The following is a 24,331-nucleotide window of genomic DNA, read 5'->3' as shown; positions in this document are numbered from 1 at the left end:
ATAGCATGATCAGCCGAACAAATCATCCTGCGCGGGCGGGGGCGTTTTGGCGCGGGGCGCGGGGGCAGGGCGTTTGGGCGCAGGCTCGGCTGACGGTGGCGGTGGCGCGTCGCCCGGCGCCACCTCCAGCAACCCGTCGCGGAAATGCAGCGTCAGATGGGTCTCGCCCGCCGCCGCGCTGCGGCTGGTCAGGGTGCGGCCATCGGGCGCGGTCACGCGGACATAGCCGCGCGAGAGCACATTGTCGGGGTTCAAACTGGCCATGATCCGCGCCACGCCGTCCAGCCTTTGCCGATCATGGCGCAGCCGCTGGGCCAGCAGGGCAGGGTTCAGACGCTGGGCCGACAGGCGCGCCTCGGCATGGCGCAGGCGCGATTGCAGCAGGCCCGGCGTCAGCGGCCCGGCGGCGCGCTGCAACCGCATCCCGGCCTTTTGCGCCACATTGCCCAGCGCGCGGCGCAGGCGTTCGCTCGCCTCATCCAGCGCCTGCGCCTTGGCCGCGATTAATTCTTCGGGCGTAGGCAGACGCTGCGCCCGCGCCTCCAGTCGCTCGCGGCCCAGCACCACCGGGCGCACCACCGCGCGGCGCGAACGCAGCCCCAGATCGCCCACGAATGCGCGCAATTCCTCGCGCACCGGCACCGCCATTTCGGCCGCCGCCGTGGGCGTGGGCGCGCGCATATCGGCGGCGAAATCGGCCAGCGTGGTATCCGTTTCATGCCCCACGGCCGAAATCACCGGAATCGAGCATTCCGCAATCGCGCGGACGACGATTTCCTCGTTAAACGACCACAGATCCTCGATCGACCCGCCCCCGCGCCCGACGATCAGCACATCGGGGCGCGGGATCGGCCCATCGGGGGCCAGCGCGGAAAAGCCGCGCACCGCCGCCGCCACCTGCTCCGCAGCGCCATTGCCCTGCACCAGCACCGGCCAGAGGATCACCCGCGAGGGGAAACGGTCGGCCAGACGATGCAGAATATCGCGAATCACCGCGCCGGTCGGACTGGTGACCACCCCGATCACGCGGGGCAAAAACGGCAGGCGGCGTTTGCGGGAGGGCGCAAACAGCCCCTCGGCCTCCAGCCGCGCCTTGGTCTTTTCCAGAAGGGCCAGAAGCGCGCCTTCGCCCGCGATCTCCATCCGGTCGATCACGATCTGATAATTGGAGCGGCCCGGATAGGTGGTCAGCTTGCCGGTGGCGATCACCTCGACGCCATCCTCGGGCCGGAAACCCAGCCGGGCGACATTGCCCTTCCACATCACGCCGTCCAGCCGCGCCCCTTCGTCCTTGAGCGACAGGTAGAGATGGCCCGATGCCGCGCGCTTTACCCCCGACAATTCACCCCGCACGCGCACAAAAGCGAAACGATCCTCCACCGTTCGCTTCAAAATCGCGGAAATCTCGCTGATCGAGAGGGGTTCCGCGTTGTCGCCGCGCGCGGCTTTCGCTACGAGCCCGCCGGAGAGATCATCATCGGAATCGAAAGAGGCAGGCATGAATATCCTTTTGCTGGGTTCGGGCGGGCGCGAACATGCTCTGGCGTGGCGTCTATCGCAATCCTCGCTTCTGGCAAACGGTGGAAAGCTTTTTGCCGCGCCGGGCAATCCGGGCATCGGCGAACATGCCGAACTGGTCTCGCTTGATGCGGGCGATCATGACGCTGTTCTGGCCTTTTGCGAGGAACAGCGGATCGGTTTCGTCGTGGTCGGGCCTGAGGCGCCGCTGGTCGACGGGCTGGGCGATGCGCTGCGCGGGGCGGGTGTTCCGGTGTTCGGGCCGAACAAGGACGCGGCCCAGCTTGAAGGCTCCAAGGGCTTTACCAAGGATCTGTGCGCGCGGGCCAATATCCCCACCGCCGGATACCAGCGCGTGACATCGCTCGAACAGGCGCTTTCCGTGCTGGACCAGTTCGGCGCGCCGGTGGTGGTCAAGGCCGACGGTCTGGCCGCGGGCAAGGGCGTGACCGTGGCGATGACCATGGACGAGGCGCAGGAGGCGGTGCGCGACATTTTTGCGGGTCGCTTTGGTGACGCCGAGGCCGTGATCGAGGAATTCATGGAGGGCGAGGAGGCTTCCTTCTTCGCCCTGACCGATGGCGCGACCATCGTGCCTTTCGCATCCGCGCAGGATCACAAGCGCGTGGGCGATGGCGACACCGGCCCGAACACAGGCGGCATGGGCGCCTATTCGCCCGCCCCGGTGCTGACTGCAGAGCTTCAGGCCGAGGTGATGACCCGCATCATCGCCCCCACGGTCAAGACGCTGGCGGACGAGGGCATGGCTTATTCGGGCGTGCTGTTCGCGGGGCTGATGCTGACGCGCGAGGGGCCCAAGCTGATCGAATATAACGCCCGCTTCGGCGATCCGGAATGCCAGGTCATGCTCTCGCGCCTGACCAGCGATCTGGGCGAATTGCTCTATGCCTGCGCCACGGACCGGCTGGGCAGCATTCCTGCGCCGCAATTTTCCGATGATACCGCGCTGACCGTGGTGATGGCTGCTGATGGCTATCCCGGCACGCCGAAAAAGGGCGGCGCGATTGAAGGGATCGAGGCCGCGCAGGCCGATGGCGCCAAGGTCTTTCATGCGGGCACGGCCATGGCCAATGGCGCGCTGGTGGCCGCAGGCGGGCGCGTTTTGAACGTGACGGCGCGCGGGGCCAATGTGACCGCTGCCCAGGCCGCCGCCTATGCCGCCGTCGATGCGATCAAGGCGCCCGAACTGTTCTGCCGCCGCGACATCGGTTGGCGCGAAGTGGCGCGCGAGGCCGAATAAGGCGCTTTACCGGGAGCGTTTGGGCGCTCCCGGCGCGCATTCAGGCATAGACCGAGAAGGTTGCGCCCGAAGGACCGCTGGGCGGGGGCGTGGGGGCGCCGCTGCCGCCATTGGCCTGTCCGGTGGCGATGGCGGCCGATGCGGCGGCCACGGCCGCCTGTGCGGCATTGCCCGCGGCAACGGCCGGGGCGGCGGGGCTGGAAATGCTCATGGTCATGGTCTGTCCTCTCGGTTCTAGGCGTAGGTGCTGAAGCCGCTGTAACCGTCATTGGGGCTGCGCGGCTGGGTCTGGCTGGGGTCGGTGACGCTGGGCGGGTCGGCTCTGGTCATCGCGGTCGCCTTTTCGACAGCCGGGGTCAGCGGGGTCGCTTCATACATCGTCCGACTGGCCGGGGTGCCGTGTACGACGGGAGAAACGGGCGATACTCCTGCGGTCATTGCTTTCGTCCTGTTGCGGCCGGATCGGTTCCGGCCTGTCCCGCGCGCGGCCGGAATGCCTGGCCGGATTGCCCCATCCCGGCCCGGCCCTTGGCGCGCATACGACAGAACGAAAACCGCCGGGCCTTTTTAAGCCCGGCGGTCAATTTTTTACGGCAATGCGTTTTGGGCTCAGCCGACCGCTTCGGCCACCAGCGCCTTGAGATCGGCCTCGGGCCGCGCGCCGTAATGCGAGATGATTTCCGCCGCACAGATCGCGCCAAGCGTCAGGCACTTGTCCAGCGCCATGCCGCGCACATGGCCGAACAGGAAACCGGCGGCGAACAGATCGCCCGCGCCCGTGGTGTCCACCACCTTGTCGATGGGCTGGGCCGGAACATGGGCGACCTCGCCCCGGCGCACGGCATGGGCGCCTTTTTCGCTGCGGGTCACGACCACGCAGGGCACCTTGGCGGCAAGCTGGTCCAGACCCTCGTGGAAATCCTCAAGACCGGTCAGCGCGGCCAGTTCGTGTTCGTTGGCAAACAGGATGTCGATTTGGCCTTCCTCGATCAGCGCGCGGAAATCATCGCCATGGCGCGCGATGACAAAGGCGTCCGACATGGTGAAGGCCACCTCGCGGCCCGCCCCGCGCGCGGCGGCAATGGCGCGGCGCATGGCGCGGCGCGGCTCTTCCGGGTCCCACAGATAGCCTTCGAGATAGAGCACGCGGGCCGAGGCGATCACGCCCTCATCCAGCGCTTCGGCGGGCAGGAACTGGCTGGCGCCAAGGAAGGTGTTCATCGTGCGCTGGCCATCGGGGGTGACGAAGATCAGGCATTGCGCGGTGGCCGGTTCGCCGCTGCGCACGGGCGTGTCGAAGCCGATGCCGCCCGCGCGAATGTCATGGGCAAAGACATTGCCGAACTGATCGTCGGCCACTTGCCCGATAAAGGCGCATTGCGCGCCCAGTTGGGCCAGGCCCGCCAGCGTGTTGGCCGCGCTGCCGCCGGAAATTTCACGCGCGGGGCCCATGGCGGCGTAAAGTTCGCGCGCGCGGTCCGGCTCCACCAGCGTCATGCCGCCCTTGGCCAGCCCCAGCGCCGCGATCTGTTCCTCGGATGCGGGGGCCAGAACATCGACAATGGCGTTGCCGATGGCGATGACGTCGATCGTGGGCTGGGACATGGGTGTGGGCTGCTTCCTGCTGTGATTGAACCGGCCTGCCCTAGCCGGGGCGGGCTTTGACCGCAACCGGCATTGACAGCCGGGTTGGCCGTGGCATGAGCAGGGTCCATGCGCCTTTTCCTCCTGCCTTTGCTGTTCATCCCGCTCCTTGCCGCCTGTGGTGAGCAGGGGCCGGTGGCCAGCACGCCGCGCGCGCCATCACGTCCGGCCGCGCATTCATCTGTTCCCGTGGCCCCGCGCCGCCAGCCTGTGCCCGCGCCGGTGGTGCATGCCGCGCCGGGGCTGGAAGGGGTGATCGGCGCGCGCGCGGGCGAACTGGCGCGGCTGTTCGGTCCGCCGCGTCTGGATGTGCAGGAAGGGGACGCGCGCAAGCTGCAATTTGTCGGGCCGGCCTGCGTGCTTGATGTCTATCTCTATCCGCAAGGAACGGGCGCCGAGGTGCGCGCAACCTATGTCGACGCGCGGCGCAGCACCGATGCCCGCGACGTGGACCGGGCGGCCTGCGTGGCGGCCTTGCGGCGCAGATAACGGTTTGTCGCGTCTGACAATCCGGTTCATTTGGCGGCAAGGCGCGGTTTGTCATTTCGGCCCAAGGGGATACCTACGGGGGCGCAAACCGAGAGGAATGCACCAAATGTCGAACTCGTCTAACGACTTTTACGGCACCGATCTGCCCGGTTACCATCCGGCCCGACTGAACCCTGATGATGCCGAGGCGCTGCTGGCGATCAACGCGCATCTTCGCTCGCCATCGCCCGAATGGGTCAGTTTTATCAGCGAAACCCTGTCGCACTGGCTGGTGGAACAGCGCGTGCCCCATGGCGTGGTGGATGACGCCAAGGCAATGTGGCTGATCGAGCGGATCGACGAGGGGGGCGCGGTCAATTCGCCCGCTGCCCTCAACCTGCTGCGGCGCTGCTGCGTCAAGGCCCAGCGCGTGCCCCAGCGCCTGATGCACTATCTCCAGGTGCAGGAGGCGAGAATGGCTTGAAGCTTGCCGGGGGGCCATGACTGGCCCCCCAACTTCAAACCGTAAAGCTCTCGCCGCAGCCGCAGGTGCCCTTGGCATTGGGGTTGTTGAACACGAAACCGGCGGTGAAGTCATCCTCCACCCAGTCCATCGTGCTGCCGATCAGGTAAAGCACGCTGGCGCTGTCGATGAAGAACAGGCCGCCGGGCGTCTCGATTTTTTCATCCAGAGGATTGGCCGCGTCGATGTAATCCACCGAATAGGCCAGACCCGAACAGCCCCGGCGCGGGGTGGACAGCTTGACGCCGATGGCGCCTTCGGGCGCTTCGCTCATCAGCTTGGCCACGCGCGCCTCGGCATTGGGCGTCAGCAGGACGGCGGCGGGGCGGGGCTTGCGCGTGGTCACGGTCATTTTACAGCATCCCCAGTTCGAGGCGGGCTTCATCGCTCATCTTGGCCGGATCCCATGGCGGGTCCCAGACGAGAGCCACTTCGGCATCACGAATGCCCGGCACGGCGGACACGCGCAATTCAACCTCGCCCGGCATCGATTCGGCCACCGGGCAATGCGGCGTGGTCAGCGTCATGGTGATGCTGGCCGAACCTTCGGCCGTGATTTCCACGCCGTAAATCAGGCCCAGTTCGTAGATGTTGACCGGGATTTCGGGGTCGAAGATCTCTTTGAGCGCATTGATCACGCCCTCATACAGTTCGCCGCCCGGTTCATGCGGGGTCAGGCCGGTGGGCTGCTGCGCAAGGAAACCTTCGAGGTAATCCTTCTTGCGCGCAACCTTGTCGGCGATCTTTTCGATCTCGCCATCGGCGCCCAGCGCGGGGGCGGCGGCAATATCCACCCGCGCGCGCGGCGGGGTGGGGGCATCGCTCACTTCCTCGACGGTGAAACGGGGGGTATCGTCAGGGGTGGTGTCAGTCATCAGCCGAAGATCCTCTTCGTGCGTTCAATGCCGGCGATCAGCGCGGCAATATCGCTTTCGTCGCTATACAGGCCAAAGCTGGCGCGCGCCGTGGCGGGCACGCCAAGATGGTCCATCAAAGGCTGGGCGCAATGGTGCCCGGCGCGGATCGCCACATTGCCCTCGTCCAGAATCGTGCCAAGGTCATGCGGGTGAACCCCGTCGATGGCAAAGCTGACAATCCCGGCGCTGTCCTCCGGGCCGAAGACGGTGACGTCATTCATCGCCGAGAGCGCGCCGCGCAGGGTTTTGACCAATCCGGCCTCATGGGCATGGATCGCGGAAAGGCCGATGCTCTGCACATAATCCACGGCGGCGGCAAAACCGATCGCCTCGATAATGGCGGGGGTGCCGGCCTCGAAACGGGTGGGGGCGGGTGCCCAGGTCGTCTTTTCAAAGGTCACGCGGTCGATCATCGATCCGCCGCCCTGCCATGGCGGCATCGAATCGAGAATTTCCGCCCGCGCCCAGAGCGCGCCGATCCCGGTCGGGCCATAGAGCTTATGCGCGGAAAAGGCGTAGAAATCGACGCCCAGCGCGGCCACATCGACCGGCAGGCGCGGCACAGCCTGACAGCCGTCGATCAGGATTTTCGCCCCCACGCCATGCGCCAGCGCCACGGCGCGTTCAACATCCAGCACGCTGCCCAGCACATTCGACACATGGGCCAGCGCGACCAGCTTGTGCGCAGGCGTCAGGATACGCGCCGCCGCATCCAGATCGATCCGGCCATCGGCGGTCAGCGGGCAGACGTCAATCTCAACCCCCACCCGGTCGCGCAGCAATTGCCAGGGCACGATGTTCGAGTGATGCTCAAGCGTGGAAATCAGGATGCGGTCGCCCGCGCGCAGATTTGCCCCGCCCCAGCTTTGCGCGACAAGGTTGATCGCCTCGGTCGCGCCGCGGGTGAACACGATCTCGCCTTCCTGTCCGCCGATGAAGGCCGCCACCTTGCGGCGCGCCTCTTCATAGGCCAGCGTCATATTGGCGCTGCGGGCATAGACGCCGCGATGGACGGTGGCATAGTCGCGGCCCATGGCATTGACCGTGGCGTCGATCACGGATTGCGGCTTTTGCGCAGTGGCGCCGCTGTCCAGATAATGCCAACCCCCCGCCAGTCCCGGAAAATCGGCGCGGATCTTGGCCAGATCGAGGGTGATTGTGTCCACGCTCACAGCAAAGCCTCCAAGGCGGCCTGCGCGGCGGCCTGCAGATTGTCCTCTTCGGCCGCCCCGTCAAAGGCTTCGGCGATAAAGGCCTGCAGCATCAGCGCCTTGGCGCGGGCCGGTTCGATCCCGCGCGCGGCCAGATAGAACAACCCGTTCGCGTCCAATTCGCCAATCGCGCAGCCATGGGCGCATTTGACGTCATCGGCATAGATTTCCAGCTCGGGCCGCGCATTGGCCTGCGCCGTGCGGTCCAGCAGCATGGCGCGCACCGATTGTTCGCCATCGGTGCCATCCGCGCCCTTGGCCACATAGACCTTGCCCAGCACGCTGGCGGTCGAGGTGCCGCCCGCGACGGAGCGGATCATCTGGTGGCTGGTGGCGTTGGGTTCGATGTGGCGGACGGTGGTGACGATTTCGGCGGTCTGGTCCCCGCTGCTCAGCTGCACGCCGCCCAGCTGGAAATCCGCGCCCTCATGCAGGGTCGCCTCGATCTCGATGCGGGCATAGGTGTCGGCGGTGTTGAGTACATGGACGGCGGCCTTGGCGCCTGCCTCCAGCACCAGCGAGAGGCGCACCACGCCGCCCTTGTTCAGGATCGCGCGCGCAAATTCTTCGCCCGCCGGGACGGTGATCGTCTCGGCATCCGGCAAAGGCCAGAGCTTTTCCAAGGCGGCGAGGTCGGCATAGCGCCATTCCTCGGCCTTGCGGGTGGGCAGATCGCTCATGCCGCGACGCCTTCGTAACCGCCTTCTTCCAGTTCGAGCGCCAGTTCCGGCCCGCCCGATTTGACGATGCGGCCGCCCGCCAGCACATGCACGAAGTCCGGCTTCACGTAATCGAGCAGGCGCTGATAGTGGGTGATCAGCAGCACCGCCTTGTCGGGCTTGCGCATGATGGCATTGATGCCCTCGCCGCAGATGCGCAGCGCGTCAATGTCGAGGCCGGAGTCGGTTTCGTCCAGAATCGCCAGCTTGGGGTCGAGGATGCCCATCTGCACCATCTCGGCGCGCTTCTTCTCGCCGCCGGAGAAGCCCACGTTGACCGGACGCTTGAGCATGTCCATGTCCATCCGCAGCAGCGCGGCCTTTTCCTTGGCCAGCTTCATGAACTCACCGCCCGACAACGGGGGCAGGTCATGGAACTTGCGCTGGCTGTTCAAAGCCTCGCGCAGGAATTGCAGGTTGGACACGCCGGGGATTTCGACCGGATACTGGAAACCCAGAAACAGGCCCGATGCCGCGCGCTCATGCGGGGCGAGCGCGAAGAGGTCCTGCCCGTTGAACGTGGCCGAGCCTTCGGTCACTTCATAGCCCGGACGCCCGCCCAGCACATAGCCGGTGGTCGATTTGCCCGCACCGTTCGGCCCCATGATCGCGTGCACCTCGCCCGCGTTAATGGTGAGGGAAAGACCCTTGAGGATCGGCTTGTCCGCGACGGAGGCGTGGAGGTTATTGATGGTCAGCATGGTCTTTTCACTTCTTCCCGCAACGCGTCAGGCGGACGATACGATTGTCTGAATTGGTATAGGCGAGGGTTTTGCCGTCATTGGAAAGGCGCAGGTTGAGGCGACCTTTGGAGGTTTCGCCTTCGTCATAGAACTGGCCGGTGGCTGTCCAATTTGCCGGCTCGGCGATCATGATCCGTTTGGGCGTGAACACGGTTTCGCCAAAAACCACGTTGTCCTTGCGAACAATGGCGCGTGAATCGCTTTCCTCGCCGGGCAGGTGGCATTGGCTGGGCAAATCCCAATCGCCACGCATTGCGACCGGCATGGTCAGCGGCACAGAAGCGGCAAGCGCCAGCGTGAGCATCACCCCACACTCCCCTCAAGGCTGATCCCCAAGAGCTTCTGCGCTTCCACCGCAAATTCCATGGGCAGTTGCTGCAACACTTCCTTGGCGAAACCATTGACGATCAGCGCCACCGCCGCTTCCTGATCCAGCCCGCGCTGCATGGCGTAGAACAACTGGTCGTCGGAAATCTTGCTGGTGGTGGCCTCATGCTCGATGGTGGCGGTGGGGTTGCGCACCTCGATATAGGGCACGGTATGCGCGCCGCAGGTCTTGCCCAGCAGGAGGCTGTCGCACTGGGTGAAATTGCGAACGCCTTCGGCATTGGCGCCGACGCGGACAAGGCCGCGATAGGTGTTCTGGCTGTGCCCCGCGCTGATCCCCTTGGAGATGATCGTGCTGCGCGATCCCTTGCCATTGTGGATCATCTTGGTGCCGGTGTCGGCCTGCTGGTAATTGTTGGTGACGGCCACAGAGTAGAACTCGCCCACGCTGTCCTCGCCATTGAGCACGCAGGATGGGTATTTCCAGGTGATGGCGCTGCCGGTTTCCACCTGCGTCCAACTCACCTTGCTCCGCTTGCCCTGACACAGCGCGCGCTTGGTCACGAAATTGTAGATGCCGCCCTTGCCCTCTGCGTCGCCGGGATACCAGTTCTGGACGGTCGAGTATTTGATTTCGGCATCGTCGAGCGCGACCAGTTCGACCACGGCGGCGTGAAGCTGGTTCTCATCCCGCTGGGGCGCGGTGCAGCCTTCGAGATAGGACACATAGGCGCCCTTGTCGCACACGATCAGCGTGCGTTCGAACTGGCCCGTGTTTTCCGCATTGATGCGGAAATAGGTGGACAGCTCCATCGGGCAGCGCACGCCCTCGGGCACGTAGACAAACGTGCCATCGGAAAACACCGCGCAGTTCAAGGCGGCGAAATAATTGTCCGCCATCGGCACCACGCGGCCCAGCCACTTTTTCACCAATTCCGGATATTCGCGGATCGCCTCGGAAATGCTGCGGAAGATGACCCCCGCCGCTTCCAGCTCCTTGCGGAAGGTGGTGGCCACCGAAACCGAGTCAAACACCGCGTCCACCGCCACCTTGCGCGCGCCCTCGACGCCCGCCAACACTTCCTGCTCGGCCAGCGGAATGCCCAGCTTTTCATAGACGCGCAGGATTTCGGGATCGACCTCGTCCAAAGACTTGGGCCCGTCCTTCTTCTTGGGCGCGGCCCAGTAATAGGCTTCCTGGTAATCGATGGGCGGAATGTTCAGCTTGGCCCAATCGGGCATCGGCATGGTCAGCCAGTGGCGATAGGCCTTCAGACGCCATTCCAGCATCCATTCCGGCTCATCCTTCTTGGCCGAAATATAGCGGACCGTGTCCTCGGACAGGCCCTTGGGGCCATATTCCTGCTCGATATCGGCCACCCAGCCGTGTTCGTATTCGGCCACCTTGGCGGCAGCCTCACGCGCGGCCTGATCCTTGATCTCGATATCTTCGCTCATTGCACCATATCCACATTGTCCTGCGGCGCCATCAACCGGGTCAGGGGCACCCCCGACAAGGCCAGACGCAGCGCCTCATTCACCACCGGCCAATGCGGGCGCACGCTGCAACCCAGCCCCGGCGCGCAATCATGGCCGATTCCCTCGACGCAAGGGGTCAGCGCAATCGGCCCTTCGACCGCTTCGACAATATCGGCAAGGCTGATGTCATGGGCGTCGCGGGCAAGAGCCAATCCGCCGCCCGCGCCTCGCGCCGAAGTCAAAAGCCCCGCCGCCACCAGACGGCTGACCAGCTTTTGCACGGTGGGCGCGGGCAGGCCCGTTTCCAGCGCCAGTTGCCCGGCATTGGCCCGCGCGCGGGCATCGCCCTCGGCGCCCACGGGCGCGCAGTGGCGGGCCGCCGCCACCATCGCCACCACGGCATAATCGGCCATGCTCGACAAGCGCATCGCGCCAATCCCTTTCGTCAGCCATCGGCATTCAAACCGGCCCCATTCAAATAAGACCGAATCAATCCGATTTAAAGGCCCCTAGGACTTTGCCCCCGCGCGGGCAAGGGGGCAGGCGGGGCAGTCGGGGGGCGGAAATGCGCAGGGCATAAAAAAACGGCTCCCCCGTTGCCAGGGGAGCCGCTTGAGTTTCGAGAACTCTGTGGCGAAAACCACGAGCCCTTCGGGTCGCAAAGACGCCGATAAAGCATTGCGGGCGAAGATAATTGTAAGATTGCGTCAAACCGCCGGAGTGTTTTCAGGTAGATTTCCTGATGGCCGACCTATGCAAAGGATTTCAAAGACCTGAGTCATGCGGGCGTTACATCATCTTTGCCTCCGTGGCCCTGCCCCGGCGAATCGCCCCTTCGGCCGCAAAACCCGCCTTCGCCAGAGAATCGACAAATTCCCCGCTTCTTGCCATAGGCCTGTTCCCATGACCTATGCCCTGATCCGCAAAGCCCTGTTCCGCCTGGATGCTGAAACCGCCCATGGGATGGCGCTGGCCGCGCTGAAATATCTCCCCATCGCGGGGGCCCCTGTCGCGCCCGGCGGCCCGCTGACCAGCACCGTGGCGGGCCTGACCTTTCCCACGCCCGTGGGCATGGCCGCCGGGTTCGACAAGGATGGTGAGGTGCCCGACGCCCTGCTCGGCCTCGGCTTCGGCTTTGCCGAGGTGGGCTCGATCACGCCGCTGCCGCAATCGGGCAATCCCAAACCGCGCCTGTTCCGGCTGGAGGAGGACCGCGCCGTCATCAACCGCATGGGCTTTAACAATGGCGGCGCGGATGCGGCGGAAAAGCGCCTTCGCGCGCGGCTGACGCGCGGCGGGATCGTGGGCATCAACATCGGCGCCAACAAGGACGCTGCCGACCGCATCGCCGATTACGCCTATGGCGCGCGGGTGTTTGCCCCGCTGGCCTCTTATCTGGCGGTCAATGTGTCCAGCCCCAACACGCCGGGTCTGCGCGCATTGCAGGACGAATCGGCGCTGACCGAATTGCTCGACGGCGTGATCGCCGCGCGCGATGAGACGGGCCATCGCCCGCCGGTATTCCTCAAGGTCGCCCCCGATCTGGAGCCTGCCGATATCGAGGCCATCGCCCGCATCGCCCTCTCGCGTCGTCTGGGCGCGCTGATCGTCAGCAACACCACGATCAGCCGCCCCCCGCTGCACAGCCGCCACGCGGGCGAGACGGGCGGCCTTTCGGGCGCGCCTTTGCGCGATCTGGCCCAGCAGCGGATGGTCGATTTCCGCCGCGCCACCGGGGGGCAGATTCCTCTGATCGGCGTGGGCGGCATCGCCAATGCCGAGGATGCCTATGCCCGCATCCGCGCCGGGGCGTCTCTGGTGCAGCTCTATTCCGCCATGGTTTATGAAGGCCATGCCATTGCCGAAAAGATCGGGGTCGGGCTGGCCCGCCTGCTGGCGCGCGATGGTTTTGGCAATGTGGCCGATGCGGTCGGTGCAGATGTCCCGCTCTGAGGCGCCCTGACAGGACAGCGCCTGCCTCCCCTTGCTAGGGGGCCGGGCAAAGCCTAAACCGGGCGTCAGAAATGCCTGTCGGCAGAGGACCACATCCCTTGCGTATCGCTGATATTGAAACCAGCCCCAATCTGGTCACGCTGTTTCTGGCGCGGGCCGATTTGCTGGCCGACCGCCCCTTTCTCCATGCCAAGACCGATCAGGGATGGCAGGCGATCACATGGGCCGAGGCGGCGCGGCGGGTGGTTCTGCTGGCGCAAAATCTGGTGCGGCTGGGCTATACGCGCGGCGAGCGGATCATGCTGGTGTCGGAAAACCGGCCCGAATGGTGCATTGCCGATCTGGCGATCATGGCGGCGGGCTGCATCACGGTTCCGGCCTATACGACCAACACCGAGCGTGACCATCTGCATATTCTGGAAAATTCCGGATCGCGCGGGGTGATCGTCTCCACCGCCAAATTGGCCAAGCCGCTGCTGCCTGCCGTCATGCGTTCGGGCGGGGCCAACCACCTGATCGCGATGGAGCCGCTGGGCATGGCGCAGGCCAGCACGGTGGAATATCACACCTGGGACGCGATGCTGGAGGGCGACGCGGTGGCCGCGCGCGCGGCGGTCGAGGCGCGGATGAGCCGGATCGAGCGCACCGACACGGCCTGTCTGATCTATACCAGCGGCACCGGCGGCGCGCCGCGCGGGGTGATGCAGCATCATGGCGCGATCCTGCACAATGTGGCGGGCGCGGCCCATGTCATCGTCGAGGATTTCGGCTGGGACCCGACCGGCGCCGAGCCGGAGGTTTTCTTGTCCTTCCTGCCGCTCAGCCATGCCTATGAGCATTCGGCGGGGCAATTCTTCCCCATCGGGCTTGGCGGACAGATCTGGTACGCCGAGGGGCTGGACAAACTGGGCAGCAATATCGAGGAGGTCCGCCCGACGATCATGGTCGTGGTGCCGCGCCTGTTCGAGGTACTGCGCACGCGGATCATGAAGCAGGTGGAAAAGCAGGGCAAACTGGCCGCCGGACTGCTGGAGAGTGCGGTGGCGCTGGCGGCGCGGCGCGGCGCGGGCAAGGGCAAGCTGCTCGACTGGCCGCTGGACATGGTGCTGGAAAAGCTGCTGCGCCCCAAGATCCGCGCGCGTTTCGGCGGGCGGGTCAAGGCGCTGGTGTCGGGCGGGGCGCCGCTCAACCCGGAAATCGGCCTGTTTTTCCAAGGCGTTGGGTTAACGCTGCTGCAAGGCTATGGCCAGACAGAAAGCGGCCCCATCGCCAGCGTCAACCGCCCCAGCACCGGCATCAAGATGGACACGGTGGGCACGCCCCTTCCCGCAACGGAAGTGCGCATTGCCGAGGATGGCGAAATCCTGCTGCGCGGCGAACTGGTGATGCATGGCTATTGGCGCAACGAGGCCGAGACGGCCCGCGTGCTCAAGGACGGCTGGCTGCACACCGGCGACATCGGCCATATCGACGCGGCCGGGCGGATCGTCATCACCGACCGCAAAAAAGACATGATCGTCAACGACAAGGGCGACAATATCTCGCCCCAGAAGCTGGAAGGGATGCTGACCCTCCAGCCCGAAATTGCCCAGGCGATGGTCTTTGGTGACAAGCGGCCCTACATGGTCGGCCTGATCGTGCCGGACGCCGAATGGTCGCGCGAATGGGCGGTGGTCAATGGCCACCACGGCGCCGATGTGCGCGCGCTTCAGGAACTGCCCAGTTTTCGGGGCGCGATCCGTGAGGCGGTGGACCGGGTGAACCGGGATCTCTCCGTCATCGAAAAGGTCCGCCAGTTTACCTTTGCCGATGAACCCTTTGCCATCGACAATGAGGAAATGACCCCTTCGCTGAAAATCCGCCGCCATAAGCTGAAAGAGCGTTACGGGGCGCGGTTGGAAGGGTTGTATAAGGGGTAAGTGCTGGTTTTGGCGGGGGAATTGTGCCTCCGGCGGGCCAAGGGACTCGTCCCTTGGCAATCCCATTATGGGGTTGCGTTGAATTCGCGGCCTTGCAGATGGCGCAAAGGTTTGAAAGGCCTGCGGCACGGAAAGCTGGCGCAAGTTGGCGCCGCAGGCTTTAAGTCTTTGAACGCGATCTCAACTGTCGCCGCTTCAAGGAGCGACAAAGACAGTATGGGGATCGCCAAGGGACAAATCCCTTGGCCCGCCGGAGGCAAACACTTAACCCGCCCCAAACGAGAAAAAGCGGCAGTTTCCCGCCGCTTTTTCCGCATCCTCTCCAAGATGCTAAGGCCTGTTGGGCTTGTTTTCCGCCCTGCTTTCTCAGGCTTGGTTATCTCGCTCAAGACTCAACTTGTGTGAGTTATTCGCCGTCGTCTTCACTTTTATCGTGATGCGGGACAGAAGCAAGCGCCAATTGCGGGTTGCCCTCACCCTGGAGGTAGGGAACCGGATTGACGGCCACGCCATCGACGCGGACTTCATAATGCAGGTGAGGGCCGGTCGAGCGGCCGGTGGTGCCGACAAAGCCGATCAGGTCGCCCTTGTGCACCATCTGGCCATCGGCCACGTTCAGGCGCGAGAGGTGGCCATAGCGGGTCTGCACTTCGCCGCCATGCTCGATCGAGATGAACAGGCCGTAAGAGCTGAACCAGTCGGCGCGGCTGACGACGCCGTCGGCGGTGGCATAGACGGGGGTGCCGACCGGGCTCGACAGGTCAATGCCTTTGTGCATCCGCATGCCGCCCAGAATGGGGTGGCTGCGCATGCCGAAATCGCTGGTCATGCGCAGGCCTTCGAGCGGCGAGCGCGAGGGGATCGAAATGGCGCGGTTGACGATGCCGGCAACGCCGCCATTGCTGCCGATGGTGGCGTTGACCAGCTTGTTGCCGGAGCCTTCCATCGAGCGCCAGGACGAAAAGAGCTGGCGGAAGTTCTGGTCGCCATTGTCCTGCGAGATCGGCGCGGCTTGGGCGGCGCGCAGCGGAGCGGCGATATCGGCGTTGGCGGCACTGTTGGCCAGCGCGGGCTGGGCTACAACAGCGGCAAGGGCGCCGATAAGAAACTTGGTAGAAATACGAAGCGCGACCACTCCAAAACACCTTTATTCTTGCGCCCGTCGGCCCCCCAAATGGCCGTTGGACATGGGAAATGACGCCCGCGGATTTCCCGCAGGCAGGAAATTGTTGGAGATGGTCGGAACCCCCCGCCGTCTCGTGAGTTTGTGCTATCCCAGGTCAGGCGCGGCTGGCAAGCGCCTCATACGCCTTGCGCGATAGACCGGCAGACTCGCGCGCTGAGTCGTTGAACGGTGGCTTAACGTTACCCCGGAAATAACGCGTAACCAGCATCTGCCAGAGTTTTTCCGCAGAATCACCGAGTTCGCACGCCACTTTGGCGAAATGGTCGCAGCCATAGCGCACATGGCGGATTTCATCGGCCAGAATCCTTTCCAGAATCCGCGCCCCGGCCTCGTCGCCGCCGGCCCGCACGCGCTCGAGAGTGGCCGGTGTCACGTCCAGCCCGCGTGCCTCCAGCACCATTGGCACAATGGCCAGACGGGCGGCCACATCATGCGCGGTGGCCTCGGCCGATTGCCACAATCCGTCATGCGCGGGCAGATCGCCATAGGCCGCCCCCATGCGCGCCAGATGCCGCGCGATAATTGCATAATGCATCGCCTCATCGGCGGCCACGGTCAGGAAATCATCGACAAAATCGCGCCCGCGCTGCTCGCCAAACCGCCCGGCCATATCCAGCGCCAGATCGATCGCCACAAATTCGATATGGGCCAGCGAATGCCAAAGGGCGATCCGCGCGCGATCCGACCCGCCGCGCCCGCGCTTGGGCATCCGGTTGGGCGGAAGCAATTCGGGCTTGTCCGGGCGCGCAGGGCGGTCGGGCATCGGTGCGCCAAAATCCCATGCCAGCCTGCCCAGTCGCCAGTCGCGCACCAGTTTGCGGGTGGCCATCGCCTTTTCGCGCGGGTCGGCGGTCAGCAGGGCGGTGCGGATGGATTCGGAGAGGGATTGCATGATGGGCGCGATAGAAAAGGATGATGCGAGGGTCCAGACCCTCGCGCTCCCATTACTGTCTGCGTGGTGCGATGGGTTCTGCCGAATGTGTCGGACGCGACGTTGGAATTTTTAGAGCCTGCGGCGCTGACAAGCATGAGCTAACCGCGCCGCAGGCTTTCAAACATAGCGGCGGACGCATCGTCGCAAACCTCCCCCACCCCATTAACGGGATTGCCAAGGGACGAGTCCCTTTGCCCGCCGGAGGCATAAACCCTTCGCAACTACCCCTTAACCACCCCCAACACCTCCTGCGCGTGCCCCTTGACCTTCACCTTTTCCCAGATTCGCTCGATCACGCCATCGGCGCTCACCAGCCAGGTGCTGCGCTCCATGCCCATATAGGTGCGGCCATACATCGACTTTTCCTTCCACACGCCCAGCGCGTCCGACAGGCCGCCTTCCTCGGCGTCCGAGGCGAGGGGGGCGGTCAGGCCATGCTTATCGATGAACTTGGCGTGCTTTTTCGGCGGATCTTTCGACACGCCCAGCAGCGCCGTGCCCGCCGCCGCAAACTCGCCCGCCAGCGCGGAAAAGTCCTTGTTTTCGGTGGTGCAGCCGGGGGTGTCGTCCTTGGGATAGAAAAAGATCACCAGCCGCCGCCCGGCAAAATCGGAGGGTTTCACCGTGCTGCCATCGGGGGCGGTCATGGCGATGTCGGGGATCTTGTCGCCCACGCCGGGAAAGGTGCTCATGCTTGCATCTCCAATTGCTGGCCGAAAGTGGCGGTCCATTGGCGGGCGATGGCGGCGCGCGCGGCCTCCATTGCCCCGATCATCGCCTTCCAATCGCCAAAGCCGCATGTTTTGGCAAGACTGGCACATGGGGCAGATTCGGGCGCGACACCGTCGGGGGCCAGCAGCCGCGCGGCCACCAGCACGCGCGAGAGCAGGGCAAACGCCCCCGGCACATCGCCCGCGATCAGCCCCGCGGCGGCCAGCTCCGCCAGCGCGCCCGCCATATCGGGCCGCACGCCCGCATGGTCGCGCAGTTGCAACGCGTGGGCGATAAATTCGGCATCGACCAGCCCGCCGCGCAGCAATTTCACGTCCAGCACGCCCTTGGGCGCCTTGTGCTGGGCCATCTTGTCGCGCATCTCCTGCACCTCGGCCGTCACCTTGATCTTGTCGCGCTCCTTGCCCAGAACCCCGCCGATGATCGCGCCCAGTTGCTCCCGCGCCGCATCCGATCCGAACAGCACCCGCGCCCGGATCAGCGCCATATGCTCCCAGGTCCACGCCTCTTCGCGCTGGTATCGGGCAAAGCTCTCGAACCCCACCGCCAGCGGGCCTTGCGTCCCTTGCGGGCGCAGGCGGGTATCCACCTCATAGAGCGCGCCCTCGGCCGTGGGGACCGAAAGCGCGGCGGAAACCCGCTGGGCCAGACGGTTGAAATAGAGCGTGGCGCCAAGCGGCCTGCGCCCATCGCTTTCGGCGGCAAAATCCCCGGTGAACAGGTAAACCAGATCCAGATCGCTGGCATGGGTCAGCATCCCGCCGCCCAGCCGCCCAAGGCCCAGAATGACCAGCTCGCCGCCCGGAATACGGCCATGGGTGGCCTCGAATTCGGCAATCGTCGCGCGGGCCAGCACGTCGAGTGCCGCCTCGGCCACACGGCACAGGCCCGCGGAAATGTCGAGCGGGTCCTGCGCGCCTTCGATCAGTTGCACACCAAGGGCAAAGCGCTTTTCGCCCACCTGTCGCCGCACCCGGTCGAGCAGGCGCTGGTAATCATCCCCCGCCTCGGTCGCGCCGAATTCATGCGCCAGATCCGCCACGCTGCCCGGCAGGGCGAAGGCGCTGGCGTCGATCAACGCATCGAGCAGATCGGCCCGTCGCGCCAGCGCATCGGCCAGCGGCGGGGCGAGCGAGAGCACCCGCACCAGCACTTCGAGCAAACCGGGCCGTGCCTCCAGCAGGCGGAACAGGTTGACCGCACTGGGCAGGCGGGCAATCATCTGCTCCCAGCGGACCATCGCACGATCCGGCTCGGGCGCGGCGGCCAGCGCGGCCAGCAGCGCGGGCTGCACCGCATCCAGAGCCGCCAGCGCCGCACCGGAACGCAGGCATCGCACGCTCCCCGAACGCCAGCCCTGAATCCGCGCGGCCAGTTCGTCCGGTTTGGCAAAGCCCAGATGCTCCAACTCGGCGGCCAGATCGTCGCCCTCATGCTGGTTGGGCACGGCAACGGTCGTTCCTTCGCCCGCGCTGGCCGCGATCAGGCGGTCATAGCGCGCGCCAACGCGGGAGGTGATCTCCTCCAGTTCCTCGATCAGCGCCGCGCCATTGGGCAGGCCGTCGAGTGCGGCGACATTATCGATGCCCTCCATGTCGCGGGGCAGCTTGTGGGTCTGCAGGTCGGACACCTGTTGCAGCCGGTGCTCGATCTGACGCAGGCGGTCATAGCTTTCGCCCAGCATCACCGCGTCGGCCGGGTCGATCAACCCCTCGGCGGCCAGCGCATCGAGCGTGGCCCGCGTGCCGCGCAGGCGCAGCGCCGGTTTGCGCCCGCCGTGGATCAACTGATGGACCTGCGCGAAAAATTCCACCTCGCGGATGCCGCCGCGCCCGCGTTTGACATCGAAACCGGGGCCGACGGCCTCGACCTTGCCGTGATGGGCGCGGATGCGGCGGGTCAGCCGCCCGATCTCGGCAATCGCGCCGAAGTCCAGCGATTTGCGCCAGACGAAGGGCCGGATCGCATGGAGGAAATGATCCCCCATCGCCACATCCCCCGCCGCCGCACGCGCGCGGATAAAGGCGGCGCGTTCCCACGCCAGCGCGCTGGATTCGTAATGCGTGAGCGCCGCATCGATCGGCAGCGCCAGCGGGCTAATCTCGCTGGCCGGGCGCAGGCGCAGATCGACGCGGAACACATAGCCCTCGCCATCGGCCTGCGAGACCAGCCGCAAAACCGTGCGCGCGACATGGAGCGCGGCTTCCTCAGGCTCATCGCGGGCGCGGCGGGGCAGGGTGGCCGGATCATAGATCAGGATCGGGTCAATGTCGGAGGAATAGTTCAATTCCCGCGCGCCATGTTTGCCCAACGCCAGTGCGGTGAAACCGACGGCTTCCGCATCGGGCGCGCGCGACCGGATGCCATGGGCAATCGCGGCATCCACCGCCCGGTCGGCCAGATCGGACAGTTCGCCCGTCACCCGCGTCAGATCAAAGGCCCCGGCCAGATCGCCCACGCCCAAGGCCAGCGCCAGCGCCAGTTTCTCGCGCCGCAGCGCCACGCCAAGATCGGCGATACCCTCGCCCGCGCGGCGCGCATGGGCCAGCGCGGCCTCTCCATCGCCCGCGGCCAGCACCGCCACCAGATCGGGCAAACGCCCCATCGCCCGCGACAAAAAGGGCGAATGCGCCTCGGCCCGCGCCAGGGCGTTTTGCCAATCGGTCATAAAAACTCCTCACTCTCCGGCCATCCTATTGGCCTGTTTGCGACCCTTTTCGCAAGGGCAGTAAGTCGCTAAAGGCCCCTTCCATGACGAACCTCACCCCCAACTGGCGCTTCCCCCCCGAATGGCATCCGCAGGACTGGCTGTGGATCGGTTTCCCCCATGATCGCGAGGAATGGCCCGGCTTCCTTGAGGCCGCGCAGGTGCAGATGGCCGATTTCGCCAATGCCGTGGCCGAAAGCGGGCAGGAGGTGCGCCTGATCGTGCGCAACGAGGCCAATGAGGCGCGCGCCCGCGCGCTGTGCAGCGAAAAGGTGGTGATCGAACGCCGCGTCTATGGCGACGTATGGCTGCGCGACACCGGGCCGCTGGTGGTGCTGGATGGCAAAGGCGGGCGGGCTGCGCGGCGCTTTGGCTTTAACGGCTGGGGCGGCAAATATCTGATGGAGGGCGACCAGACCATCGGCGCGGAAATCGCGGCCGACGCCGGGCTGGAGATCACCACCAGCGACTGGATCATCGAGGGCGGCGCTCTGGATTGCGACGGCACCGGATTGGTGGCGACGACCGAGCAGGTGTTGCTCAACCCCAACCGCAACCCGCATCTGAGCCGCGCGGATCAGGAAATGCGGCTGAAGCGCGATCTGGGTTTTGACCGCGTGCTGTGGCTGGGCGACGGACTGATCAATGACCATACCGATGGGCATGTCGATAACCTTGCCCGCTTTGTGGCCGACAATGTGCTGGCGCTGCCCATGGCGACCGGGGCGGATGATCCCAATGCCGCGATCTATGCCGATGCCAAGGCGCGGGCCGAGGCGGCGGGCGTGATTGTGCGCAATGTCCCTTCGCCGGGGCGGGTGGAGCGCGATGGGCGGATCGAACCGGCGTCCTATATGAATTTCGCCATCACCTCGAAGCTGGTCGTCGTGCCGATCTATGGCACCGCGCATGACGCCGATGGCGTCGCCGCGATTGCCGAGCTTTTCCCGGATCGCGAAACCGTGGGCATTATGGCGGATGCAATTCTGGCCGGGGGCGGGTCGTTCCATTGCTCCAGCCAGCAGATGCCATCGGTGGCTTAAGGATTCGGTGAGGTTTTGGGCGCAGGGTTTGCCCATGAGCAAAACCCGCGCCCTTATTCTCGATCATGGTTTGGAAGCAGTGCGCCTGCTTCTGGTGGTGGGCTGCGCCTTGGCATTGATTTTGGCAGGAAGAATTTAAGGGACGATATGCGAGGGTCTAGACCCTCGCGCTCCCTTTACTGTCTGCGTTGCGTTAAGGGTTCGGCCGAATGTGTCGGACGCGAGGTTTGAATTTTCAAGCCTGCGGCGCCTCTTGCGCAACCTCCCCGCGCCGCAGGCTTTAACAACCCCAATCCCCGGCCTTTCAAACCTCCCACCATCCCATTAACGGGATTGCAAAGGGACGAGTCCCTTTGCCCGCCGGAGGCATAACCCTACTACCTCTCAAAATCATTGCCCCACGCGCCTCCATCCGCCATGAAGCCACGCTATGGCGATACTATCAGACAAATGGATCCGCGAGGCGGCGCAGACGCAGGGGATGATCGAGCCGTTTCTGGAGCGGCAGCACCGGGAGGGCGTGATCTCCTATGGGCTTTCATCCTATGGCTATGACGCGCGCGTGGCCGATGAGTTCAAGATTTTCACCAATGTCGATTCGGCCGTGGTGGACCCCAAGGATTTTGCCGCGAACAGCTTTGTGGACCGCAAGACCGATGTCTGCGTGATCCCGCCCAACTCTTTCGCTCTGGCCCGGACGGTGGAATATTTCCGCATTCCGCGCGATGTGCTGGTGATCTGCCTTGGCAAGAGCACCTATGCGCGCTGCGGCATCATCGTGAATGTGACCCCGCTGGAGCCGGGCTGGGAAGGCCATGTGACGCTGGAATTCAGCAACACCACGCCGCTGCCTGCGAAGATTTACGCCAATGAGGGCGCGTGCCAGTTTCTGTTCCTTCAGGGCAACGAGCCTTGCGAGGTGTCCTATGCCGACCGCGCGGGCAAATATATGGGCCAGCGCGGCGTGACCCTGCCCCGGCTTTAAATCAGAAAGGAAAGGCAAACGATGTTCAGCCATATCTTCGTCGGATCGAGTGATCTGGCCCGTTCCAAGACTTTCTATGATGCGCTGTTTGCCGCAACGGGCGGGCCGGAAGGCGTGGTCGACACGGCCAAGAACCGTCTGGTCTATGTCCACAAGGGCGCGGCCTTTATCGTGGCGATCCCGATCAACGGCGAACCGGCCTGCACGGCCAATGGCGGGACCATCGGTTTTGGCCTTGAAAACGAGGCGCAGGTCGATGCCTGGCATGCCGCAGGCGTGGCCCATGGCGGCGCCACTTGCGAAGACCCGCCGGGCCTGCGCAAGGAAGCCAATCTTTATCTGGCCTATCTGCGCGATCCCGATGGGCACAAGCTGTGCGCGCTTTATCGCCCGGCCTGATGTGACATGATCCCCGCGCCCGAACCTTTGCCCTTTTCGCTCGACAGCGGGGGGAAAGTGTACGGGCGCGACGGATCGGTGGCCTATGCCGGGCGCCTGTGGGTGCCCGAGGCGCCGGTGGCGCTGGAGTTCAACGGCCTTGCCTATGCGGTGATGATGGCCACCCCCTCCGATCTGATCGACTATGCCACCGGCTTTGCCATGGCCGAGGGGTTGATTTCGGACGCGGCCCAGATGGGTGAGGTTGGCGTGGCGCATCTCGACATCGGCTGGATTTTGCGGGCGCAGATCGACGGGCTGGACGCGGCGAAATTGTCCGAGCGCGTGCGGGCGCGGGTGGCGGAAAGCTCCTGCGGGTTGTGCGGGATGGAGAATCTGGAGGTGCTGGCCCGGCCCTTGCCGCAGGTCGCGCCCCATGCCCCGATCGCCCCCGACGCCATATTCGAGGCGGGCGAGGAATTGCGCGAGCATCAGACGCTGGGCCGGGCCACATCGGCGGCCCACGCTGCCGCTTTTTGCGCGCCTGATGGCGCAATTATGGCCTGCCGCGAGGATGTCGGGCGGCACAATGCGGTGGACAAGCTGATTGGGGCCATGGCGCGGGCCGGGGTCTCGCGGGCCGAAGGTTTCCTGTTTTCCACCGCGCGCTGTTCGTATGAAATCGTCGAAAAGGCGGTCAAGGCCGGGGTCACGACTCTGGTGACGATCTCGCTGCCCACTTCGCTGGCCGTGGCGCGCGCGCGCGAGGCGGGGCTCTCGCTGTGGGTTCTGGCGCGCCATGACAGTGTGATTTGCGTCACTTCGCGGTAGGCCGCAGGCTTATCCGGGTCAAAATCCTTTAATCGCGCGCCTGATCCCTTGCTCTGGCCCCATCGCTTGGGGCAAGGGAATGGGTCATGTGGCGCCTTTATCAATTTCCGCTCTGTCCTTTCTCCCGCAAGGTCCGTCTCGTCATGGGCGAGAAGGGGATTGCCTATGAACTGTGGCGCGAAAACCCGTGGGACATGCGCGACGAGTTTCTCAACCTGAACCCGGCGGGGCGCACCCCGGTGCTGCAGGACCCGGAAAAGGGGCTGGCCCTGTCGGACAGCCGGGCGATCTGCGAATATCTGGAGGAAACCGTCGAGCGCAGCCCGCTGATCATCGGCACGGCGGCGGCGCGGGCGGAAATCCGGCGGCTGGTGGCCATGTTCGATGAAAAGTTCTTTGCCGATGTCACGGGGCCGCTGCTTCAGGAGCGGATGATGAAGCGGCTGGTGCTGCGCCAATCGCCCGATTCGCGCGTGCTGCGCGAGGCGATGCGGCTGGCCCATGACCATCTCTATTACATCGACTATCTGGTCGATACGCGGCCTTGGCTGGGCGGGGCGACCTTGTCGCTGGCCGATCTGGCGGCGGCGGCGCAGATTTCGGTCTGCGACTATCTGGGAGGGCTGGACTGGAGCGGGCATGAGCAGGCCCGCACATGGTATTCGGTGTTCAAAAGCCGCCCCAGCTTCCGCCCCTTGTTGGCCGAACGGATGGAAGTGATCCAGCCGCCCAGCCATTATGCGGATCTCAACGCCTGACCGCTAACCGGCGGGGCGAGGGGGCAGGGCTTTGGCCATACGGGCGCGATTTTTGATTAACGTGCTGACAGGTTTAATTTTTCTTCGTTCCTTGG

Annotated in this window: 27 protein-coding genes; 11 read left to right on the top strand and 16 right to left on the bottom strand. The window is 65.0% G+C overall.

Translation table 11 applies throughout. The features are described from left to right. Positions 1-9: 9 nt before the first annotated feature. Entirely contained in the window at positions 10-1,500 is a 1,491-nt protein-coding gene (gene xseA / locus PQ457_RS15745) for an exodeoxyribonuclease VII large subunit (protein ID WP_273617726.1), read from the bottom strand. Here xseA and purD point away from each other — a divergent pair. Then, entirely contained in the window at positions 1,499-2,779 is a 1,281-nt protein-coding gene (gene purD, locus PQ457_RS15740) for a phosphoribosylamine--glycine ligase (protein WP_273617725.1), read from the top strand. The genes xseA and purD overlap by 2 nt on opposite strands. A 40-nt stretch (positions 2,780-2,819) precedes the next feature. Here purD and PQ457_RS15735 read toward each other — a convergent pair whose 3' ends face one another. The 3 genes from PQ457_RS15735 to PQ457_RS15725 form a co-directional block, all read right to left on the bottom strand. Beyond that, positions 2,820-2,996, bottom strand: a complete 177-nt coding sequence (locus PQ457_RS15735; RefSeq protein ID WP_273617724.1) for a hypothetical protein — start codon at positions 2,994-2,996, stop codon at positions 2,820-2,822. A gap of 17 nt (positions 2,997-3,013) precedes the next feature. Beyond that, positions 3,014-3,217 carry a hypothetical protein gene (locus tag PQ457_RS15730; RefSeq protein ID WP_273617723.1) on the bottom strand — a complete coding sequence of 68 codons (204 nt, stop codon included), beginning with the start codon at positions 3,215-3,217 and terminating at the stop codon, positions 3,014-3,016. Between the two features lie 171 nt (positions 3,218-3,388). Further along, positions 3,389-4,384 (bottom strand): adenosine kinase, encoded by a 996-nt coding sequence (locus PQ457_RS15725; protein ID WP_273617722.1) that lies wholly within the window; start codon positions 4,382-4,384, stop codon positions 3,389-3,391. 108 nt (positions 4,385-4,492) lie between these two features. On the opposite strand from PQ457_RS15725, the gene PQ457_RS15720 reads away from it, so the two are divergent. Both PQ457_RS15720 and PQ457_RS15715 read left to right on the top strand, forming a co-directional pair. After that, positions 4,493-4,912 carry a hypothetical protein gene (locus PQ457_RS15720; protein WP_273617721.1) on the top strand — a complete coding sequence of 140 codons (420 nt, stop codon included), beginning with the start codon at positions 4,493-4,495 and terminating at the stop codon, positions 4,910-4,912. 106 nt (positions 4,913-5,018) lie between these two features. Beyond that, positions 5,019-5,375 (top strand): hypothetical protein, encoded by a 357-nt coding sequence (locus PQ457_RS15715; RefSeq protein ID WP_273617720.1) that lies wholly within the window; start codon positions 5,019-5,021, stop codon positions 5,373-5,375. A 34-nt stretch (positions 5,376-5,409) separates the two neighbouring features. Here the strand turns inward: PQ457_RS15715 and PQ457_RS15710 are convergent, their stop codons facing one another. The 8 genes from PQ457_RS15710 to PQ457_RS15675 are packed head-to-tail and all read right to left on the bottom strand — an operon-like array spanning position 5,410 to position 11,238. Beyond that, entirely contained in the window at positions 5,410-5,766 is a 357-nt protein-coding gene (locus PQ457_RS15710; RefSeq protein WP_273617719.1) for a HesB/IscA family protein, read from the bottom strand. A gap of 1 nt (position 5,767) precedes the next feature. Beyond that, on the bottom strand, positions 5,768-6,289 hold the full coding sequence (locus PQ457_RS15705) for an SUF system Fe-S cluster assembly protein (protein ID WP_273617718.1): 522 nt from the start codon (positions 6,287-6,289) through the stop codon (positions 5,768-5,770). Further along, positions 6,289-7,503 carry an aminotransferase class V-fold PLP-dependent enzyme gene (locus PQ457_RS15700; protein WP_420540946.1) on the bottom strand — a complete coding sequence of 405 codons (1,215 nt, stop codon included), beginning with the start codon at positions 7,501-7,503 and terminating at the stop codon, positions 6,289-6,291. The genes PQ457_RS15705 and PQ457_RS15700 overlap by 1 nt, the downstream gene beginning before the upstream one ends. After that, positions 7,500-8,222, bottom strand: coding sequence for a SufD family Fe-S cluster assembly protein (locus PQ457_RS15695; protein WP_273617717.1), 723 nt, complete (start codon positions 8,220-8,222; stop codon positions 7,500-7,502). Before PQ457_RS15695 ends, PQ457_RS15700 begins: the two co-directional genes overlap by 4 nt. Then, positions 8,219-8,962: a Fe-S cluster assembly ATPase SufC gene (gene sufC, locus PQ457_RS15690; protein WP_273617716.1), complete on the bottom strand. Its 744-nt coding sequence runs from the start codon at positions 8,960-8,962 to the stop codon at positions 8,219-8,221. Before sufC ends, PQ457_RS15695 begins: the two co-directional genes overlap by 4 nt. A 7-nt stretch (positions 8,963-8,969) precedes the next feature. Next, positions 8,970-9,308 (bottom strand): hypothetical protein, encoded by a 339-nt coding sequence (locus PQ457_RS15685; RefSeq protein ID WP_273617715.1) that lies wholly within the window; start codon positions 9,306-9,308, stop codon positions 8,970-8,972. Further along, positions 9,308-10,789, bottom strand: coding sequence for a Fe-S cluster assembly protein SufB (gene sufB / locus PQ457_RS15680; RefSeq protein ID WP_273617714.1), 1,482 nt, complete (start codon positions 10,787-10,789; stop codon positions 9,308-9,310). Before sufB ends, PQ457_RS15685 begins: the two co-directional genes overlap by 1 nt. Next, entirely contained in the window at positions 10,786-11,238 is a 453-nt protein-coding gene (locus PQ457_RS15675) for an RrF2 family transcriptional regulator (protein WP_273617713.1), read from the bottom strand. Before PQ457_RS15675 ends, sufB begins: the two co-directional genes overlap by 4 nt. Positions 11,239-11,713: 475 nt before the next feature. On the opposite strand from PQ457_RS15675, the gene PQ457_RS15670 reads away from it, so the two are divergent. The 3 genes from PQ457_RS15670 (at position 11,714) to PQ457_RS15660 (ending at position 15,087) form a co-directional block, all read left to right on the top strand. Then, the gene (locus PQ457_RS15670) at positions 11,714-12,763 is read left to right on the top strand and encodes a quinone-dependent dihydroorotate dehydrogenase (RefSeq protein ID WP_273617712.1); all 1,050 of its coding nucleotides are present in this window, start codon (positions 11,714-11,716) and stop codon (positions 12,761-12,763) included. Between the two features lie 98 nt (positions 12,764-12,861). Beyond that, entirely contained in the window at positions 12,862-14,682 is a 1,821-nt protein-coding gene (locus PQ457_RS15665) for an AMP-dependent synthetase/ligase (RefSeq protein ID WP_273617711.1), read from the top strand. Positions 14,683-14,793: 111 nt separating this feature from the next. Continuing rightward, the gene (locus PQ457_RS15660; RefSeq protein WP_273617710.1) at positions 14,794-15,087 is read left to right on the top strand and encodes a hypothetical protein; all 294 of its coding nucleotides are present in this window, start codon (positions 14,794-14,796) and stop codon (positions 15,085-15,087) included. Position 15,088: 1 nt separating this feature from the next. On the opposite strand, the gene PQ457_RS15655 is transcribed toward PQ457_RS15660, so the two are convergent. The 4 genes from PQ457_RS15655 to PQ457_RS15640 form a co-directional block, all read right to left on the bottom strand. Continuing rightward, the gene (locus PQ457_RS15655; protein ID WP_273617709.1) at positions 15,089-15,817 is read right to left on the bottom strand and encodes a M23 family metallopeptidase; all 729 of its coding nucleotides are present in this window, start codon (positions 15,815-15,817) and stop codon (positions 15,089-15,091) included. A 145-nt stretch (positions 15,818-15,962) separates the two neighbouring features. After that, positions 15,963-16,760 carry a ferritin-like domain-containing protein gene (locus PQ457_RS15650; RefSeq protein ID WP_273617708.1) on the bottom strand — a complete coding sequence of 266 codons (798 nt, stop codon included), beginning with the start codon at positions 16,758-16,760 and terminating at the stop codon, positions 15,963-15,965. Between the two features lie 263 nt (positions 16,761-17,023). After that, complete coding sequence (locus PQ457_RS15645; RefSeq protein WP_273617707.1) at positions 17,024-17,494, bottom strand: peroxiredoxin; 471 nt, start codon at positions 17,492-17,494, stop codon at positions 17,024-17,026. Further along, the gene (locus PQ457_RS15640; protein ID WP_273617706.1) at positions 17,491-20,202 is read right to left on the bottom strand and encodes a bifunctional [glutamine synthetase] adenylyltransferase/[glutamine synthetase]-adenylyl-L-tyrosine phosphorylase; all 2,712 of its coding nucleotides are present in this window, start codon (positions 20,200-20,202) and stop codon (positions 17,491-17,493) included. The genes PQ457_RS15645 and PQ457_RS15640 overlap by 4 nt, the downstream gene beginning before the upstream one ends. An 83-nt stretch (positions 20,203-20,285) precedes the next feature. Between PQ457_RS15640 and PQ457_RS15635 the strand changes: the two genes are divergently transcribed. From PQ457_RS15635 to PQ457_RS15615, 5 genes are all read left to right on the top strand, one after another. Beyond that, a complete protein-coding gene (locus tag PQ457_RS15635) occupies positions 20,286-21,284 on the top strand; it encodes an agmatine deiminase family protein (RefSeq protein WP_273617705.1) in 999 nt (332 codons plus the stop codon). 430 nt (positions 21,285-21,714) lie between these two features. Next, positions 21,715-22,269, top strand: a complete 555-nt coding sequence (dcd, locus tag PQ457_RS15630) for a dCTP deaminase (protein WP_273617704.1) — start codon at positions 21,715-21,717, stop codon at positions 22,267-22,269. A gap of 21 nt (positions 22,270-22,290) precedes the next feature. Then, complete coding sequence (locus PQ457_RS15625; RefSeq protein ID WP_273617703.1) at positions 22,291-22,668, top strand: VOC family protein; 378 nt, start codon at positions 22,291-22,293, stop codon at positions 22,666-22,668. A 6-nt stretch (positions 22,669-22,674) separates the two neighbouring features. After that, positions 22,675-23,478, top strand: coding sequence for a formate dehydrogenase accessory sulfurtransferase FdhD (fdhD, locus tag PQ457_RS15620; RefSeq protein WP_273617702.1), 804 nt, complete (start codon positions 22,675-22,677; stop codon positions 23,476-23,478). Positions 23,479-23,564: 86 nt separating this feature from the next. Then, positions 23,565-24,236, top strand: a complete 672-nt coding sequence (locus tag PQ457_RS15615) for a glutathione S-transferase family protein (RefSeq protein WP_172340089.1) — start codon at positions 23,565-23,567, stop codon at positions 24,234-24,236. Positions 24,237-24,331: the final 95 nt, after the last annotated feature.

Origin of the sequence: Novosphingobium humi (assembly GCF_028607105.1) — a bacterium.
GTDB classification, from domain to species: Bacteria; Pseudomonadota; Alphaproteobacteria; order Sphingomonadales; family Sphingomonadaceae; genus Novosphingobium; species Novosphingobium humi.
This window is presented reverse-complemented; position numbering and strand designations above follow the sequence as displayed.